At 62.4% G+C, this 14,060-nt stretch carries 16 protein-coding genes, 1 tRNA gene and 1 pseudogene; 12 read left to right on the top strand and 6 right to left on the bottom strand.

Going from position 1 to position 14,060, the window contains the following annotated elements; all coding sequences use genetic code 11:
- Positions 1-266 precede the first annotated feature (266 nt).
- Positions 267-950: a phosphoglycolate phosphatase gene (locus NKI38_RS20500; protein WP_352660001.1), complete on the top strand. Its 684-nt coding sequence runs from the start codon at positions 267-269 to the stop codon at positions 948-950.
- Positions 951-1,324: 374 nt separating this feature from the next.
- A tRNA-Val gene (locus NKI38_RS20495) sits at positions 1,325-1,399 on the top strand.
- A 251-nt stretch (positions 1,400-1,650) separates the two neighbouring features.
- On the opposite strand, the gene NKI38_RS20490 is transcribed toward NKI38_RS20495, so the two are convergent.
- On the bottom strand, positions 1,651-2,004 hold the full coding sequence (locus tag NKI38_RS20490) for a hypothetical protein (protein WP_352659999.1): 354 nt from the start codon (positions 2,002-2,004) through the stop codon (positions 1,651-1,653).
- Positions 2,005-2,457: 453 nt separating this feature from the next.
- Here NKI38_RS20490 and NKI38_RS20485 point away from each other — a divergent pair, with 453 nt between their 5' ends.
- The 3 genes from NKI38_RS20485 (at position 2,458) to NKI38_RS20475 (ending at position 4,226) form a co-directional block, all read left to right on the top strand.
- On the top strand, positions 2,458-2,691 hold the full coding sequence (locus tag NKI38_RS20485; protein ID WP_352636308.1) for a GcrA family cell cycle regulator: 234 nt from the start codon (positions 2,458-2,460) through the stop codon (positions 2,689-2,691).
- Between the two features lie 289 nt (positions 2,692-2,980).
- Entirely contained in the window at positions 2,981-3,238 is a 258-nt protein-coding gene (locus NKI38_RS20480; protein ID WP_352659997.1) for a PepSY domain-containing protein, read from the top strand.
- Positions 3,239-3,743: 505 nt separating this feature from the next.
- Entirely contained in the window at positions 3,744-4,226 is a 483-nt protein-coding gene (locus tag NKI38_RS20475; RefSeq protein WP_352659995.1) for a hypothetical protein, read from the top strand.
- Between the two features lies 1 nt (position 4,227).
- Here the strand turns inward: NKI38_RS20475 and NKI38_RS20470 are convergent, their stop codons facing one another.
- Positions 4,228-6,111, bottom strand: coding sequence for a L,D-transpeptidase family protein (locus tag NKI38_RS20470; protein ID WP_352659994.1), 1,884 nt, complete (start codon positions 6,109-6,111; stop codon positions 4,228-4,230).
- 209 nt (positions 6,112-6,320) lie between these two features.
- Positions 6,321-7,068 (bottom strand): annotated as a pseudogene (locus NKI38_RS20465) (3-oxoacyl-ACP reductase family protein).
- Positions 7,069-7,167: 99 nt separating this feature from the next.
- Between NKI38_RS20465 and NKI38_RS20460 the strand changes: the two are divergent.
- Both NKI38_RS20460 and NKI38_RS20455 read left to right on the top strand, forming a co-directional pair.
- A complete protein-coding gene (locus NKI38_RS20460; RefSeq protein WP_352659992.1) occupies positions 7,168-7,782 on the top strand; it encodes a TetR/AcrR family transcriptional regulator in 615 nt (204 codons plus the stop codon).
- A gap of 54 nt (positions 7,783-7,836) precedes the next feature.
- Entirely contained in the window at positions 7,837-8,232 is a 396-nt protein-coding gene (locus tag NKI38_RS20455; protein WP_352659991.1) for a rhodanese-like domain-containing protein, read from the top strand.
- 13 nt (positions 8,233-8,245) lie between these two features.
- On the opposite strand, the gene NKI38_RS20450 is transcribed toward NKI38_RS20455, so the two are convergent.
- Complete coding sequence (locus tag NKI38_RS20450; protein WP_352659989.1) at positions 8,246-9,154, bottom strand: alpha/beta hydrolase; 909 nt, start codon at positions 9,152-9,154, stop codon at positions 8,246-8,248.
- A 47-nt stretch (positions 9,155-9,201) separates the two neighbouring features.
- On the opposite strand from NKI38_RS20450, the gene NKI38_RS20445 reads away from it, so the two are divergent.
- The gene (locus NKI38_RS20445) at positions 9,202-9,654 is read left to right on the top strand and encodes a MarR family winged helix-turn-helix transcriptional regulator (RefSeq protein WP_023813960.1); all 453 of its coding nucleotides are present in this window, start codon (positions 9,202-9,204) and stop codon (positions 9,652-9,654) included.
- A 16-nt stretch (positions 9,655-9,670) separates the two neighbouring features.
- Here NKI38_RS20445 and NKI38_RS20440 read toward each other — a convergent pair whose 3' ends face one another.
- Positions 9,671-10,282, bottom strand: coding sequence for a pyridoxamine 5'-phosphate oxidase family protein (locus NKI38_RS20440; RefSeq protein ID WP_352659988.1), 612 nt, complete (start codon positions 10,280-10,282; stop codon positions 9,671-9,673).
- A gap of 126 nt (positions 10,283-10,408) precedes the next feature.
- Positions 10,409-10,762, bottom strand: coding sequence for a gamma-butyrobetaine hydroxylase family protein (locus NKI38_RS20435; RefSeq protein WP_352659986.1), 354 nt, complete (start codon positions 10,760-10,762; stop codon positions 10,409-10,411).
- Positions 10,763-10,961: 199 nt separating this feature from the next.
- On the opposite strand from NKI38_RS20435, the gene moaA reads away from it, so the two are divergent.
- The 4 genes from moaA (at position 10,962) to NKI38_RS20415 (ending at position 14,010) form a co-directional block, all read left to right on the top strand.
- The gene (gene moaA, locus NKI38_RS20430; protein WP_352659984.1) at positions 10,962-11,957 is read left to right on the top strand and encodes a GTP 3',8-cyclase MoaA; all 996 of its coding nucleotides are present in this window, start codon (positions 10,962-10,964) and stop codon (positions 11,955-11,957) included.
- 57 nt (positions 11,958-12,014) lie between these two features.
- A complete protein-coding gene (locus NKI38_RS20425) occupies positions 12,015-12,488 on the top strand; it encodes a hypothetical protein (RefSeq protein WP_352659983.1) in 474 nt (157 codons plus the stop codon).
- A gap of 120 nt (positions 12,489-12,608) precedes the next feature.
- A complete protein-coding gene (locus NKI38_RS20420) occupies positions 12,609-12,968 on the top strand; it encodes a hypothetical protein (protein WP_352659982.1) in 360 nt (119 codons plus the stop codon).
- A gap of 121 nt (positions 12,969-13,089) precedes the next feature.
- Complete coding sequence (locus tag NKI38_RS20415) at positions 13,090-14,010, top strand: DMT family transporter (protein WP_352659981.1); 921 nt, start codon at positions 13,090-13,092, stop codon at positions 14,008-14,010.
- Positions 14,011-14,060 lie beyond the last annotated feature (50 nt).

Below are 14,060 nucleotides of genomic sequence, written 5' to 3'. Positions count from 1 at the left end.
TTATACTACACTTACGATAATTTTTGCCCATGGGGGCGATTCGCCCCCCAAACCCCCCCCCCCCGGGGGGGGTTTTACATTTTGGGGGGGCGGCCCCCAATTGCCCCCCCGGTTGGGGCGGCCCTATTTGTGGCGGCGCGCCGCCAGAATGTCCAGCCCGATGGGGCTGCCCGAACGAGCAGGCCCCGTGCTTGCCCAGTAAGCTTGCCTTGACGCGCCGCAGCCGCTATCGCCTGCCCCTGTATAAACTTGGCCCAGGACAGACCATGACCCGCCCGATCATCGTGTTCGACCTCGACGGTACGCTGATCGATACGGCGCCGGACCTGCTCGACAGCCTGAACCACAGCCTTGCCGCCAGCCAGATCGCGGCGGTCGACGAAGCCGGCTTCAGGCGTTTTGTCGGTCACGGTGGCCGCGTGATGATCGAACGCGCTCATGCGGCCCATCAGCGATCGCTTGATGTCGAGGAGCACGACCGGCTGCTGAAACTCTTCCTTGACCACTACACGCTCAACATCCCCGGCAAGTCACGCCCCTACCCCGGTGTCGTCGAGGCGATCGCGCGCTTCGAGAACGCCGGCTATCTCCTGGCCATCTGCACCAACAAATACGAAGCCAACTCGCTGGCGCTGATCGAGGCGCTCGGCCTGACCAGGCATTTCGCGGCCATCGCCGGACAGGACACCTTCGCCTTCCGCAAACCCGACCCACGCCACCTGATCGAAACCATCAAGCTGGCCGGCGGCGACCCGCATCGCGCGCTGATGGTCGGCGATTCGCAAACCGACATCGACACCGCCAAGGCCGCCGGCATTCCGGTGGTGGCCGTCGATTTCGGCTACACCGACCGCCATGTGCGCGAATTCGAACCGTCGGCTGTGATCTCGCATTTCGACGCGCTGACGCTCGACCTGGCACATAAGCTGATTGCTGCTGCTGGACAGTGAGGGGAAACGGCCAAGGCAATCGCAAAGGGGCAAAGGCGTGCGCCCTACGATTACCCCCGCCCCTACTCCTCCCCACAAGGGGCCTCCGGAGGGGGAGGGAGATCCCGTCGGCGCTGATCTCAGCAAAATTGCCGACGTTCTCGACGCAAAAGGCGAGAGCGCGGCAGCTTCCCTCCCCCTTGTGGGGAGGGTCAGGGTGGGGGTCCTCTTCGCAAGAATCTATATGCGATTGCCTTGGGAAGCGGCCTGCCCCGCCCCGGCGACAACGCGGAAAGGGCAGCAAATCCGATCCTTAGCGGAACGCCAGACAGCGCCTTGACTTCCCACACCCGCCTCCCTTATATCGCGGCTCGCTTGGCCTTCGGGCAACGAGCGGGCGATTAGCTCAGCGGGAGAGCACACCCTTCACACGGGTGGGGTCGCAGGTTCAATCCCTGCATCGCCCACCATCTGCATTCCTGAAATCACACTCCAAGCTAGCCTCAGCAACTACAATCCGCGCCTTCGCCGCCAAAATTCTTCTGTGTAGCACCGGAACTGGCAGACATTGGAGCGTTCAGGTTTCAGCCCGACAGATCGCTGACCGTTTCGTCCGTTAGCCACTGATGCGTAGTCGCAGTAATGGAAGGTGCGAGTAGCCGGAGAATCCGCGCATGAACTCCTGTTGATGGGTCCAAGCACTGCGCCGGTCGAGCCGCGATCAGCGCTTCATCGAGTGCAGGATGGCCTGCATGTGCTCTTCCAGGTCGAGTTCATCCCGAGCTTCAGCGATCAACAGGTAATCGGCCTTGGCCCAGCGATCACCTCGGCTGATCGCAGGATAGGAGCAGATGGCCAGCAATGCTTCCTGTTCAATCCGGTCTGCCGTCTTGCATTCGTTGCTGCTACTGCCCGCTTGATGAACAACCCTGTGAAGCCCGACATAGGTGGCTTCATGGGCTCCGATCAGCGCCCGCAATTCGGGTGAGGCACCTTCCCCTTCAGCAAACGTCGGTTCAACGACCGAGGCCACGGCGGTGAACGCAAGAAGTGTACGGCGGGTGACTTCGGGCATGCCTCATATCCCTGCTGTCTGATCATGCAGGCACACCATAGCACCGGCGCAACGGTTCGGAGAGATGCTCTGGAACGCGACCACACTGTCTGCTGACAAAAGTTGTATCCGCTCCCGTAACTGGGCCTCTCAGGGCTGGCCGGTTGAGGGCCCTGGAAGCCGACGGTCGCGCACGGATGCGGGGCCCCACATGACGGCCCTCACCCCGGCTGCCGATTAACCCGAGGGCGGAGCGATCTGTGGGACGACAACATCGTCCGCCGGATGCCTTCGCAGCGGCAAGTGTGGCCTTAAGTCGCAACAATTGGCTTCCGAAAGCAGGGCCTCGGGCCTCATTGACGCTGCGATCAACACCATATGGTGATCCACAGCCCTCCGAACGAGAGAAGCTCGCCCTGACGCGGTCGCACTGCGGCCGCCGGCAAAAGCTATGAACTAGGAACCTGAAAAACCATGCCTGAAAATATCAGACCAACTTCGAGAGACGTCCCCCTCATTCAGCTAGGCGTCTATCAGTGCCGCTTCCCGGTGAGCGAAGACCCGTCTGTGCCCGGCGGTTACCGTTTTTGTGCCGGGCCAACTTCGCCGGATCGCGTCTATTGCGATCACCACCACAGCATCGTGACCGCCGTCGACCCTCGTCGAACCCGCTCAGGTCTCCACCCCGCTCAACGACGCGCCGCGTAAGTTAAGCGGCGGCGGCGTCTCGAACAGGTAGCAAGGGCTCGGCTTGATGCGCTCCCATCAGTTGGGGACATCGTCGGGGGCAACAATATGACGGGTGCGCATATAACCTCCCAATGAACCGCCAACATCCTATGGCCACGAATAGTGACGTGGCGCATCGTGTTTTTGGCGCATGGCTTTTTTCTTCCGGTTAACCGCAAATCGGCGGACTGAATGGTCATCCATTCCAGCTGCGGAACAAACCGCCTTGCCGGCGAGTTTCTGTCCGATGAAACCTTGAGGGAAAGCCATGTCCAGATTTCTTCTGATGACAAGCGTCGCCGTTCTTCTTGCCGGCGGGCCGGCCTTGGCCGCGGACGATACGCCGCTGCCGCCGCCCAATGCCAAGAAACTGTCCGAGATCCTCGCTAAGGTCGAGAAGCGCGACGGCTTTCTCTATGTGAAGGAGGTCGACTGGGACAGCGGCGCCTACACCGTCACCTACTACACGTCGGACAAGGCCAAGGTTGAGATCAATTATGATCCCGTGACGGGCGAGCCAAAATAAGGGTTGTCGTCGGAGGCCGTTCGGACGCGAATTCATTGGCCGCTCCCAGCCGTTGCCGTCGGTCTTTCCGGGCGTTGGCGCCGCCCCTCACCTGCCTGCCGGCATCCTCTCCCGGTATAGCGACGGGGAGAGGGACGCTCGCCGCCGATTTTGCCAATCACCAATGTTGCAAAGGATGGCACCGGCATTGCGGCCATCCTCTTTCTCCCCGTCACTATACGGGGAGAAATGTCCGGCAGGACAATGAGGGGCGGCGCCGACCTCGACAATTGGCGCTCCCCGCTATGAGTTGGAAAGGTCGCTGGCTTGAGGCGATTGCCTTCCCCTTGCGTCAGTCTCGCTTTGATGGCTGACTATAGCGCCAGAGCATTTCACCTTTCACGGAAACGGCGAACCGTTCTAACTCTTTGTTTTGACGCAATTCCCAAGGGAAAGCGCTATGCGCTTTTCCCGGGAAAGCTGCTTCACACCTTTTCTGGAATTGCTCTAGGGGCCGCATTGGGGGATGGGCATGGCGACGGCGAAACATGTACTAAAGCGCATATTGATGATGCTTGCCGGCTACTTCGTGTCGGTGCTGGTTGGCCTGATCGCCATCGCGGCGATCTATGCCGTGCTCAGCTCGTTGCCCAACGCGCCCGACTATTTCGACGTCATGGGCGTCTCGCCGATCGCGGTCCTGGTGGTGCCGCCGCTCGGCATGTTCGTTTATTTCCTGACGATCGTGGTGACCGCGCTGCAGACGGTGATCTTCGCGCTGATTGCCGAGTTCTTCTCGCTGCGCAATGTCCTGCTGCACATGGTCTTCGGCGCCGCTGCCGCGGTTGGCGGTTTCGCTCTGATTTGGCCGAGTGCGCCGGAGGACATGGACCCGGAGCGATGGGTCGACATCGGCATCATAGCCGCTGCCGGTCTTGTTGCCGGGTTGCTCTATTGGCTGATCGCCGGGCGGGACGCCGGCTTCCGGCGACCGCTGCTGGAGCGTTAAATCAGCTCGACGGCGAGCGCACCGCCTCGGTGGCGTCCAAGGCCTGCTTGAGCCGCGAGTCGCGGTCGTAGACGTCGCCGAAATATTCGACCTTGCCGGACAGGTCAGGCCAGGCGGTGAAATAGGCGACATAGACCGGGATCGTGCGTGTCACGTTCTCGGTCGCGTGGCCGTGCTTCAGCTTCTCGGCGATATAGTCCACCGAGGTGCCAAGCACCGCCGCCGCCATGCCGCGCGGATCCTGCAGCCGCACGCAGCCATGGCTGAGCGCGCGCATGTCGCGCTCGAAGAAGGATTTCTGCGGCGTGTCGTGCATGTAGATGGCGTGCTTGTTCGGGAACAGGATCTTCAGCTCGCCCAGCGCATTGGCCTCGCTCGGCTGCTGGCGCACGCTGTAGGGGATGTTCGAGCCATAGGCGCCCCAGTTGACCGCCGACGAAGGAATGCGCTTGCCGCGCGAATCCGTCACCTCATAGCCGGCCCGGTCGAGATAGCCGGGATCGTTGCGCAGTCTGGGCAGCATTTCGTTGACGATGATCGACTGCGGCACGCCCCAATAGGGGTGGAAATCGACCTGCTTGATCTGGTCGTAGAAGAAGGCGGTCTGGTTGGTGGTCCTGCCGACGACGACACGCGTCTTCAGCTTTTCCTCGCCATTGTCGATGTAGCTCGCGGTGAAGGCCGGCTGATTGATGAAGACGCGCGGGCTGCCGAGATCGGAAGGCAGCCAGCGCAGTTCCTCCAGCGCCACTTCCACCTTCAGCAGCTTGTCGGCCTTGGAAGTTCCGGCCAGCGACGACACGGTGCGCGGACCGATGACGCCATCGCCCTTCATGCCGGCCTTTTGCTGCACGGCCTTGATGACCGGAATCAGTTCCGGATCATAGACTTCGCTGGTCGCCAGCCTGGACAGTATCTCGCCATAGGCGCCGCCCATCTCGTCATCGAGATTGCGCGCGATCAGGGTCAGCAGCTTCGGCAGTTCGGGGCTGATTTCGCCCGGCTTCAGCAACAGCTTGGGGTCGACGACGATTTCGTTCTCGGCGCTGGCCTGCAGGGACTCCAGTTCGACGCGCAGTGCCTGGTATTCCGCATTCTGCGGATGCCGCGACTCGAGATAGGTACGCACTTGCTGGGTATGGGCCAGCGTTTTCAACACGCCTTGCAAGTCGAGCGGCTTGGCCGGGAAATCATAGTAGCCGGTCATGCGGTTGGGCTCGACGCGGCCGTTCTGGGCGTCATGGGCATAGCGCAGCACGCGCGCCGACAGCGCCATCTCGAAACGGACGAGTTCTTTCAGTTGCGCATTGGCGTCGGCCGTCGATGTGCCGGCAGCGGGCACTTCGACCGTATAGTCGGCGGGCTCAAGACCGTAGCTCGCGGCCTCGCCGAGCACGCGCACCGCATCCTGCGCACGGCTGTTGAGGCTGGTTCCTGTCACCCAGATGAATTCCGGATTGGCCGAGTAATAGGCGATCAGCGCCTTGGCGACGTCAGGCTCGGCATAGAGTTCATAATCGCTCAAGCTGGCAATGGCATCACGGAAGGCGGCGCCCGTGGCTGACGGAACGAAGGCGGCGTCCTGTGGGGTTGCCGGCTGCGGTGCTGCCGTCAGCGCCGAGAAGTCGATACGGATCAGCCGATCGGCCTTGTAGGTGTAATAGGATGGGCTGCTGATTTTGACACCACCGCCGCCCGGCACGTTCGGCTTTGGCTTATGCTTGGGTGGCGGGGGCGGAAATTCGCCTTGCGGAGCCTGCCTGACGCCGCCCCCGAAAAGCATGTCGAAGAGCCCCTGCGCGCCTGCCTGCGGCACACCGAAGGCCAACGTTGCCGTGATCGCCATCAGCGGCATCACGGTTGCCCTGTTTCCGAGGAATTTCATGGATCACCCGCTCCGGCCGTAACCGGTTCCCGTTCCGCACGCTAGATCGTCCCGCTCACCGCATGGCGGATGTAAGGCGCGACTATACTGATTCATACCGATTTCGTTAAGCTTTCATAAATTTTGGAACGTCTGTTGCAGAACGGTTTCACAACATCGTGACGGCTGGAGCGAGGGTGTTTGCGCTCCAGCCGAGAATCCGTTGCGGATCAAGCGTTGGCGCCGCCATCGATGGTCAACGCGGCGCCGGTGACGAAACGGCCCTCCGGGCCCGCCAGCCAGGAAACCATGCCGGCAATGTCCTCGGCCTTGCCGAATCGCGGCGTCGCCATCTTCCGGCGCTGGTGTTCGGCGTGCGGGCCGTCGGCGGGGTTCATGTCGGTGTCGGTCGAACCGGGGGTGAACGACATTGGCGGTGATGCCGCGTGGGCCAAGGTCGCGCGCCAGCGCCTTGGTCAGACCGACCAGCGCTGCCTTGCTGGCCGAGTAGGCTGTGAGGCTGCTGTCAGTCGCCCGCTCGGCAAGATTGCTGCCGATCGAGGTGATGCTGCCGCCCTCGCCCATATGAGCTGCCGCCGCCTTGGAAGCGATGAATGGGGCGCGCAGATTGACCGACATGGTCTCATCGAAATCGGCGAGCGACAGCGTGTCGATCGGTGCGGCGCGCCAGATGCCGGCGCTGTTGACTAGGATGTCCAGCCGACCGAACGCGGTCACGGCGTCATCGACGGCCTTGTCTATGGCCACGGCATCGCGATTGTCGGCCTTGATCGCGATGGCGCGGCCACCCTTGGCCTCTATCTCGGCGACAACAGCGCGGGCCTGCTCCTCGCCATGCACATAGGTCAGCGCGACGCTGGCGCCGTCGGCCGCGAGCCGCCGCGCAATCGCCGCACCGATGCCGCGACTGCCGCCGGTGACGAGCGCGGCCTTGCCGCCCAGTTGGTTGGATGACATCGATTTCTCCTTTTTGTAATGATCGATACATAAATATCTGTCAGCCTTGCCCGCCGGCGTCAACTGAATTATGTATCGATCAACACAGAAAAGAGCACCATGTCGGAACGAGGCCGCCCCCGCACCTTCGATCGAACCTCGGCATTGCGCTGCGCAATGGAGGTGTTTTGGGCCCGTGGCTACGAAGGCGCATCGATGAGCGATCTGACCGCCGCCATGGGCATCAACTCGCCAAGCCTCTATGCCGCTTTCGGCAGCAAGGAGGCGCTGTTCCTCGAGGCGACTGACCTCTATTCGCGCACCGAGGGTGCCGATATCTGGCTGGCGCTGGAGGAGACCTCGACCGCGCGGCTGGCGGTCGAACAATTCCTGTGCCGGACGGCGAAAGCCTATGCGCAGACCGATCGTCCGCAGGGCTGCCTGATCGCACTCGGCGCGCTGCATCAGGATTCGAGCCGCGGCGCCATCTGCGATGACCTGCGCCGTCGCCGCGCCGAAAACCACAGCGCTCTGCGGAAGCGTCTCGAGCGCGGCGTTGCCGAAGGCGAGCTGCCGGCGGATTTCGACTGCGGCGCCGCCGCGACATTCTTCGCCACGGTTCAGCACGGCATGTCGATCCAGGCCCGCGACGGCGCCTCGCACGATGCCTTGCTGGCAACGGTGGCCGGGGCCATGGCGGCCTGGAAGACAATGGCCGCAACCGATGCGGCGTGACAAACGGCAGCTGGTGTGCTCGAAATTCGCCAGCAAGCCGGGAGGGATGAAGGCGTGAAAAAGGGTTATCGCGAACTGCTGGACGAGGCGAACGCCGAGATCGAGGTGGTTTCGCCGGAGGAAGCAGCCGGGCTGCTCGATGACGAAGACACCATCTTCGTCGATCTGCGCGACCCTCGCGAGGTAGAACGCGACGGCAGGATTCCCGGCGCCAAACATGTCACGCGCGGCATGCTGGAATTCTGGATCGATCCCGAAAGCCCCTACCACAAACCGTTCTTCGCCTCGGGAAAGAGCTTCGTTTTCTTCTGTGCCGGCGGCTGGCGCTCGGCGCTGGCCACCAAGACGGCGCAGGACATGGGGCTTGCGCCGGTCAAGCACATCCTTGGCGGCTACACCGCCTGGAAAGCCGCCGGACTGGCGGTCGAACCCGGCGAGAAGAAGAAATAATCTCCAACGCCGCTCAATGCAGCAGCGACGGCTCGGGATGCGTCACGAAGTCGACGGCGCGCTCGACCACACCCTTGTCGGCGAGAATGCGGCGGTGGCCGAGCCCGTCGGCCCAGTAGAGCCGCACATGGCCGCCGGCGCCGGCATAGCGCCTTGCATGATCGGCCGAAACCTCGCGGTCGTCCTGCGCGTGGATGACCAGGGTGGGCACCGGCGCGTGGGCGAGCTGGCGGTCGCCGGTGAACTCATGCAGCGGCCGGCCGGAAAGATGTTCGACACGGTCCGCCATGGCGGCTTGCGAGCGCGGTCCGACATTGAGCATGCGGCTGAAGTCGGCAAAGATCGCCGGCAGGGAACTTGGCGCCGCGATCAGCACCAGGCGTCCAGCCGCCAGCGGCGGGATGTTCTTGACCGAACCGGCGATGGCATTGGCGGCGACGGCGCCGCCGAAAGAATGGCCGACCGCTGCGACGAACGGGCCGAACCACTCGCCGGCAACCCGCACCGCATCCACGGCATTGACCATGTTCAAGCGCCGGCCCTGCGACTGGCCGTGGCCAGGCAGGTCGAGCGAAACGACCCTGTAGCCGGCGGCGCGATAGCCTTCGATCAACGCGCGCATATATTCGGTGCGTGAGCGCCAGCCATGGACGACAAGCACCGTGCCGGCGGCCGCCCTGCCCGGCTCCGGCCGGAACTCGTGCACCATAACGCAGCTGGTTGCGGTCTTCAGCCGGTGATGACGCGCCTCGGTCATGAACTCGGCGGCACGGTCGATGGCGCGGCGTTCGCCATCGCTGAGCGCCTTGACGTTTGGCGTGCGGCAGAACAATTCGAACGCCGCGCGTCCGGTGAGCCGCGGCGCGACACGCTCGGCCGCACCAAACACGCCCCGGATGACCTTCAGCCCGAATGATGCCATAGTGAGAATCCATCCATACGTTCAAGCATGAACATAATAGTTCAAAGATGAACAATAAACAAGAGCTACCTTGGGACAACCCGCGTTTTCGCAACTGGGTCGCGGTGGCGCGCGCCTGCCATGTGCTTGAGCGCACGCTGGCGGTGAAGCTGGCGCCGCTCGACCTGAAGCCGGCGCAGCTCGACGTGCTGATGAACCTCTATCGCCACCCCGGCATGTCGCAGCACGACCTTGCCCGCAAGCTGCTCGTCGGCCGCTCCAACATCACCATGCTGTTGCCGCAGCTGGAGGCGCGCGGCCTGTTGCGCCGCGAAGGCGACGAGAAGGACAAGCGCATCTTGCGTCTCGCCCTGACCGAAGCCGGCGAGGCGCTGCTGATGCAGGCGCTGAAAGTGCATATGGCACTGATCGAGAAGGCGATGAGCCAGTCGACACCGGAGCAGTGCGACATGATCGGCGAGCAGATGCGCAAGATTTATGATGTGCTGAAAGAGGCGTAACGCCCCTTTCAGCCGATCACCACATCGTCTTCTTCGCCCGCTCCGGCCATTCCTTGTCGTAGGTCTCGCCGTCGATGTTCTTGCGGCTGGTGATTTCCAGTATTCGTCCGGGCGTCGGCAGCGACTTCGGGTCGACATGCCTCGCCGGATTCCAGAGTTCGGAGCGGACGATGGCGCGGGCGCATTGGAAATAGACGGAGTCCACGTCGACGACGGTTACCGATCGCGCTGCCTTGCCTTCCACCATGAATGACGCGCACAGCGCTGTATCCGTGGTGATATGAGCCCGGCCATTGACGCGCAGCGTCGTGCCTGAGCCCGGCACCAGGAACAGCAGGCCGACACGCGGGTCGCGGATGATATTTCGCAGCGAATCGGCGCGGTTGTTGCCGCGCCGGTCCGGCATCATCAGGGTTTTCGGATCGTGAATGCGCACGAAACCGGCGAGATCGCCACGCGGCGAGCAATCAAGCCCCTCCGGCCCGCTTGTCGCCAATGCGACAAACGGCGAGGACTCGATGAAAGCGGCGTATTCTGGAATGACATGGTCGAGTTCCTTGACCACCGACGCCTCGCCTGGAACGCCATAGAGTGCCTCGAGCTGCTCGACCGTGGTAATGACGGACATCTTCTTCGTCTCCAAATCTTCGCCGGCGCTACTCCACATCGATGACATCTTGACGACAGCAACGGGAGCATGATGCCGAAAAGTGTGAGCGGTTTTCGGAGGACATCATGCTCTATCTCTTTGCCTCTAGCGGTCCCGGCTCAAGCCCTTTTCCGCAAGCTCGGCGAGATAGGCGTCCCAGCGCGCATCCTTCTCGTGCCCGAGCGTGTGCAGGTAATTCCAGGTGAAGATACCGGTGTCGTGGAAATCGTCGAAGGTGATGCGCACGGCATAGTTGCCGACCGGTTCGATCTTCAGGATCGCCACATTGCGCTTGCCGGGAACCGTCACCCGCTGTTCGGGCGAATGGCCCTGCACCTCGGCCGATGGCGAGGCGACGCGCAGCAGTTCCGCCGGCAGTTCGAACGGCCGATGATCGGGGAATGTGACGGACAGCGTTTTGCGGTCCTTCGAGACCCTGAGTTCTTTCGGTGCGGTCATGCTGTGCGATCCGTATTATCCACCCCTTCCCTACGCCGCTTCGTCAAACGGGAAAAGGTCTGATAAAGCCAACCGACATGCTATGTCGGCGCAGGGATGTTACCAGAGATCGACAGCCGCTATCTTGAATGGACGGCTGGATCGTATCACATAGCGGTATATAACGAAGCCGTTCACGGCCACGGGAAGCGTTTGAAGCATGGACATGATCGATCCTTTCGGCCGCACGATCAGTTATCTCCGGGTGTCGGTGACCGACCGCTGCGATTTCCGCTGCACCTATTGCATGGCCGAGGACATGGCCTTCCTGCCGAAGAAGGACCTGCTGTCGCTGGAAGAACTCGACCGGCTGTGCAGCGTCTTCATCGAAAAGGGCGTCAGGAAATTGCGGCTGACCGGCGGTGAGCCGCTGGTGCGCAAGAACATCATGCATCTGGTGCGCCAGCTGTCGCGGCATCTCGAAAGCGGCGCGCTGGAAGAACTGACACTGACCACCAACGGCTCGCAACTGTCGCGCTTTGCCGCCGAACTCGCCGATTGCGGCGTCAAGCGCATCAACGTCTCGCTGGATACGCTCGACGCCGACAAGTTCCACAAGATCACCCGCTGGGGCCATCTCGACAAGGTCATGCAAGGCATCGATGCCGCGCAGGGGGCCGGGCTGAAGGTCAAGCTCAACGCGGTGGCGCTGAAGGATTTCAACGACGCCGAGTTGCCCGGGATGATGCGCTGGGCGCATGGCCGCGGCATGGACCTGACGGTCATCGAAACCATGCCGATGGGCGAGATCGATGCCGACCGCACCGACCAATACCTGCCGCTGTCACTGCTGCGCGCGTCGCTGGAACGCCAGTTCACGCTGACCGACATCCCCTTCAAGACCGGCGGCCCTGCCCGTTATGTCCATGTCGCCGAGACTGGCGGCCGCCTCGGCTTCATCACGCCGATGACGCATAATTTCTGCGAAAGCTGCAACCGCGTCCGGCTGACCTGCACCGGCACGCTCTATATGTGCCTCGGCCAGGAAGACGCCGCCGACCTGCGCGCGCCCTTGCGGGCCTCCGAAGGCAACGAACTGGTCGCCGAGGCCATCGACGAAGCGATCGGCCGTAAGCCGAAAGGCCATGACTTCATCATCGACCGCCGCACCAGCCGCCCATCGGTGTCGCGCCATATGAGTGTGACGGGCGGCTGATCTTTTCGTGAAATTCGTGCAAGATCGCCCCCGAGGTCATTTGCTTCGAGGCGCGATATGCAACGGCGTTCTTCATTCCTGGCGTTTGTTACAGCAATTGCGGCGACCAGTGCGGTCGCCGCGCCGTTCACCTATGTGAACGAGCGCTTCGGCACGGTCTGCACCTTTCCAGATGATGTCTTCACCGATCGCCAGCCTGAACCGGACAATGGCGACGGACAGGTATGGCTGACCGCCGATGGCGCCAGCCTGATCTGCTCGGGCATCCTTAACATCGACGACGAGACGCCGAAGGGTTTTGTGGCTGCCGAGAAAGCCAGCGATGAAGCCGGCTACAAGATCACCTACAGCAAGGCTGGTAGGAACTGGGCGGTGCTGTCGGGCTTGAAGGACGGAAAGATCTTCTACGAGCGGCGCCTGTTCGGCGGTGATGGCGTCATTCGCACGGTGAGGGTCGACTATCCGCCAACCCTCAAGTCGAAATACGACCCGCTGGTTGGCGCCATCGCCGGCAGTCTCAAGGGGCCATGACGGTTTCGGACCACACCCCAGAAAAAGTCTTGTTCGCGAACCGCAGCCGGATTTACGGCCAGCTTGTTCCAGCCTAGCCTTCCCCTGGAAGCGGCTCTTCGCTCACAGGGGGAATACATCATGCGCAAACTCGTTCTTTCTCTCGCATTGCTTGGTCTCGCTTCCGTGCCCGCGGCCGCCCAGTCGATCGGCGGCGCCTACACGGTCGCCGGCACCAACTTCGACGGCTCCGCCTATGGCGGTGAGGCAACCATCACACTGACCAGCGGAACGACCTGCACCATCCACTGGGAGACCGGCGGCTCATCTTCCGACGGTATCTGCATGCGCAACGATGACGCCTTCTCCGCCGGCTATGTCATGGAAAAGGATATCGGCCTTGTCGTCTACAAGGTGATGGACGACGGCTCGCTGCACGGTCTGTGGACCATCGCCGGCAAGGAAGGCAATGGCACCGAGGTGCTGACGCCGAAGAAGTAAGTTCTGCCGCCATTGCAGGCGATCTTCCGGGCCACGAACAAGGCTGTGGCCCAGCCCTTTGCTATTGCTGTTTCACGGCCGGCTGTTACAGGCTTGTCGCAAAGCTGAACCGGTAGTCGTCTTGCCCCTGTCTCCAAATCTACGCGGCGCGTTGTTCATGGTGGTGGCGATGGCCGGCTTCACCCTCAACGACGCCATCACCAAATACTCGTCGCAATCGATGAACATGGCGCAAGTCATGTTGATCCGTGGTGCTTTCGCTTCGCTTTTCGTCGGCTTGCTCGCCTGGCAGCGCGGCGCGCTGGCCCGCCCGGGCTCGATGCTGCAGCCGCTGGTGGCCATGCGCGTGATCAGCGAGGCCGGCGCGACGGTGAGTTTTCTCGTCGCCCTCGCCCATTTGCCGATCGCCAATGTTTCGGCGGTGCTGCAGGCGCTGCCGCTGGCGGTGACGATGGGCGCGGCTCTTGTCTTCGGCGAGGCTGTCGGCTGGCGACGCTGGCTGGCCATCGCCATCGGATTTGCCGGCGTGCTGATCATCGTACGGCCTGGCTTCGAAGGGTTCAGCATCTACTCGCTGTCGGCACTGGCCAGCGTCGCCTGTTGTGCGGTGCGCGATCTCGCCACCAAGCGGATTCCCAAAGCAATTCCGACATTGCTGGTGTCGACCGCGACCGCGCTTGCCATGACCATTGTCGGCGCCGCGTTGTTGTCGCCGATGGGGGGCTGGACACCGATGACGGGCAACAGCACAATTTTGTTGGCCTTGGCTGCTGTCCTGGTGCTCATCGGCTACCAGTTCATCATCATGGCGATGCGGGCGGGCGACATCTCCTTCATCGCGCCGTTCCGCTACACGGCGCTGATCTGGTCGATCCTGCTTGGCCTGTTCATCTTCGCCGATATTCCCGACCTGCCGATGATCGTCGGTGCCACCATCATCATCGGCTCCGGCCTCTATGCGCTTTACCGCGAGCGAGTAGTCGGCAGGCGAAAGATCGTCGCCGAAAGCACCGGACCAACCATGGTGCCGGATGGAATCTAGCCTGTTCATTTGAAGGTTCTTGTGATTTTCGGCGGCAGGCGTACAGGCTC

It is taken from the genome of Mesorhizobium sp. M0621 (assembly GCF_040320745.1).
GTDB lineage: Bacteria > Pseudomonadota > Alphaproteobacteria > Rhizobiales > Rhizobiaceae > Mesorhizobium.
Note: the sequence above shows the minus strand (reverse complement) of the source record. Positions and strands in the feature narration are given on the sequence as shown.

What these genes read in the sequence shown, in the direction of transcription:
- NKI38_RS20500 (WP_352660001.1), top strand. Translation starts at nt 267, where the DNA reads ATGACCCGCCCGATCATCGTGTTCGACCTCGACGGTACGCTGATCGAT.
- NKI38_RS20490 (WP_352659999.1), bottom strand. Translation starts at nt 2,004, where the DNA reads ATGCCCGAAGTCACCCGCCGTACACTTCTTGCGTTCACCGCCGTGGCC.
- NKI38_RS20485 (WP_352636308.1), top strand. Translation starts at nt 2,458, where the DNA reads ATGCCTGAAAATATCAGACCAACTTCGAGAGACGTCCCCCTCATTCAG.
- NKI38_RS20480 (WP_352659997.1), top strand. Translation starts at nt 2,981, where the DNA reads ATGTCCAGATTTCTTCTGATGACAAGCGTCGCCGTTCTTCTTGCCGGC.
- NKI38_RS20475 (WP_352659995.1), top strand. Translation starts at nt 3,744, where the DNA reads ATGGGCATGGCGACGGCGAAACATGTACTAAAGCGCATATTGATGATG.
- NKI38_RS20470 (WP_352659994.1), bottom strand. Translation starts at nt 6,111, where the DNA reads ATGAAATTCCTCGGAAACAGGGCAACCGTGATGCCGCTGATGGCGATC.
- NKI38_RS20460 (WP_352659992.1), top strand. Translation starts at nt 7,168, where the DNA reads ATGTCGGAACGAGGCCGCCCCCGCACCTTCGATCGAACCTCGGCATTG.
- NKI38_RS20450 (WP_352659989.1), bottom strand. Translation starts at nt 9,154, where the DNA reads ATGGCATCATTCGGGCTGAAGGTCATCCGGGGCGTGTTTGGTGCGGCC.
- NKI38_RS20445 (WP_023813960.1), top strand. Translation starts at nt 9,202, where the DNA reads ATGAACAATAAACAAGAGCTACCTTGGGACAACCCGCGTTTTCGCAAC.
- NKI38_RS20440 (WP_352659988.1), bottom strand. Translation starts at nt 10,282, where the DNA reads ATGTCCGTCATTACCACGGTCGAGCAGCTCGAGGCACTCTATGGCGTT.
- NKI38_RS20435 (WP_352659986.1), bottom strand. Translation starts at nt 10,762, where the DNA reads ATGACCGCACCGAAAGAACTCAGGGTCTCGAAGGACCGCAAAACGCTG.
- moaA (WP_352659984.1), top strand. Translation starts at nt 10,962, where the DNA reads ATGGACATGATCGATCCTTTCGGCCGCACGATCAGTTATCTCCGGGTG.
- NKI38_RS20425 (WP_352659983.1), top strand. Translation starts at nt 12,015, where the DNA reads ATGCAACGGCGTTCTTCATTCCTGGCGTTTGTTACAGCAATTGCGGCG.
- NKI38_RS20420 (WP_352659982.1), top strand. Translation starts at nt 12,609, where the DNA reads ATGCGCAAACTCGTTCTTTCTCTCGCATTGCTTGGTCTCGCTTCCGTG.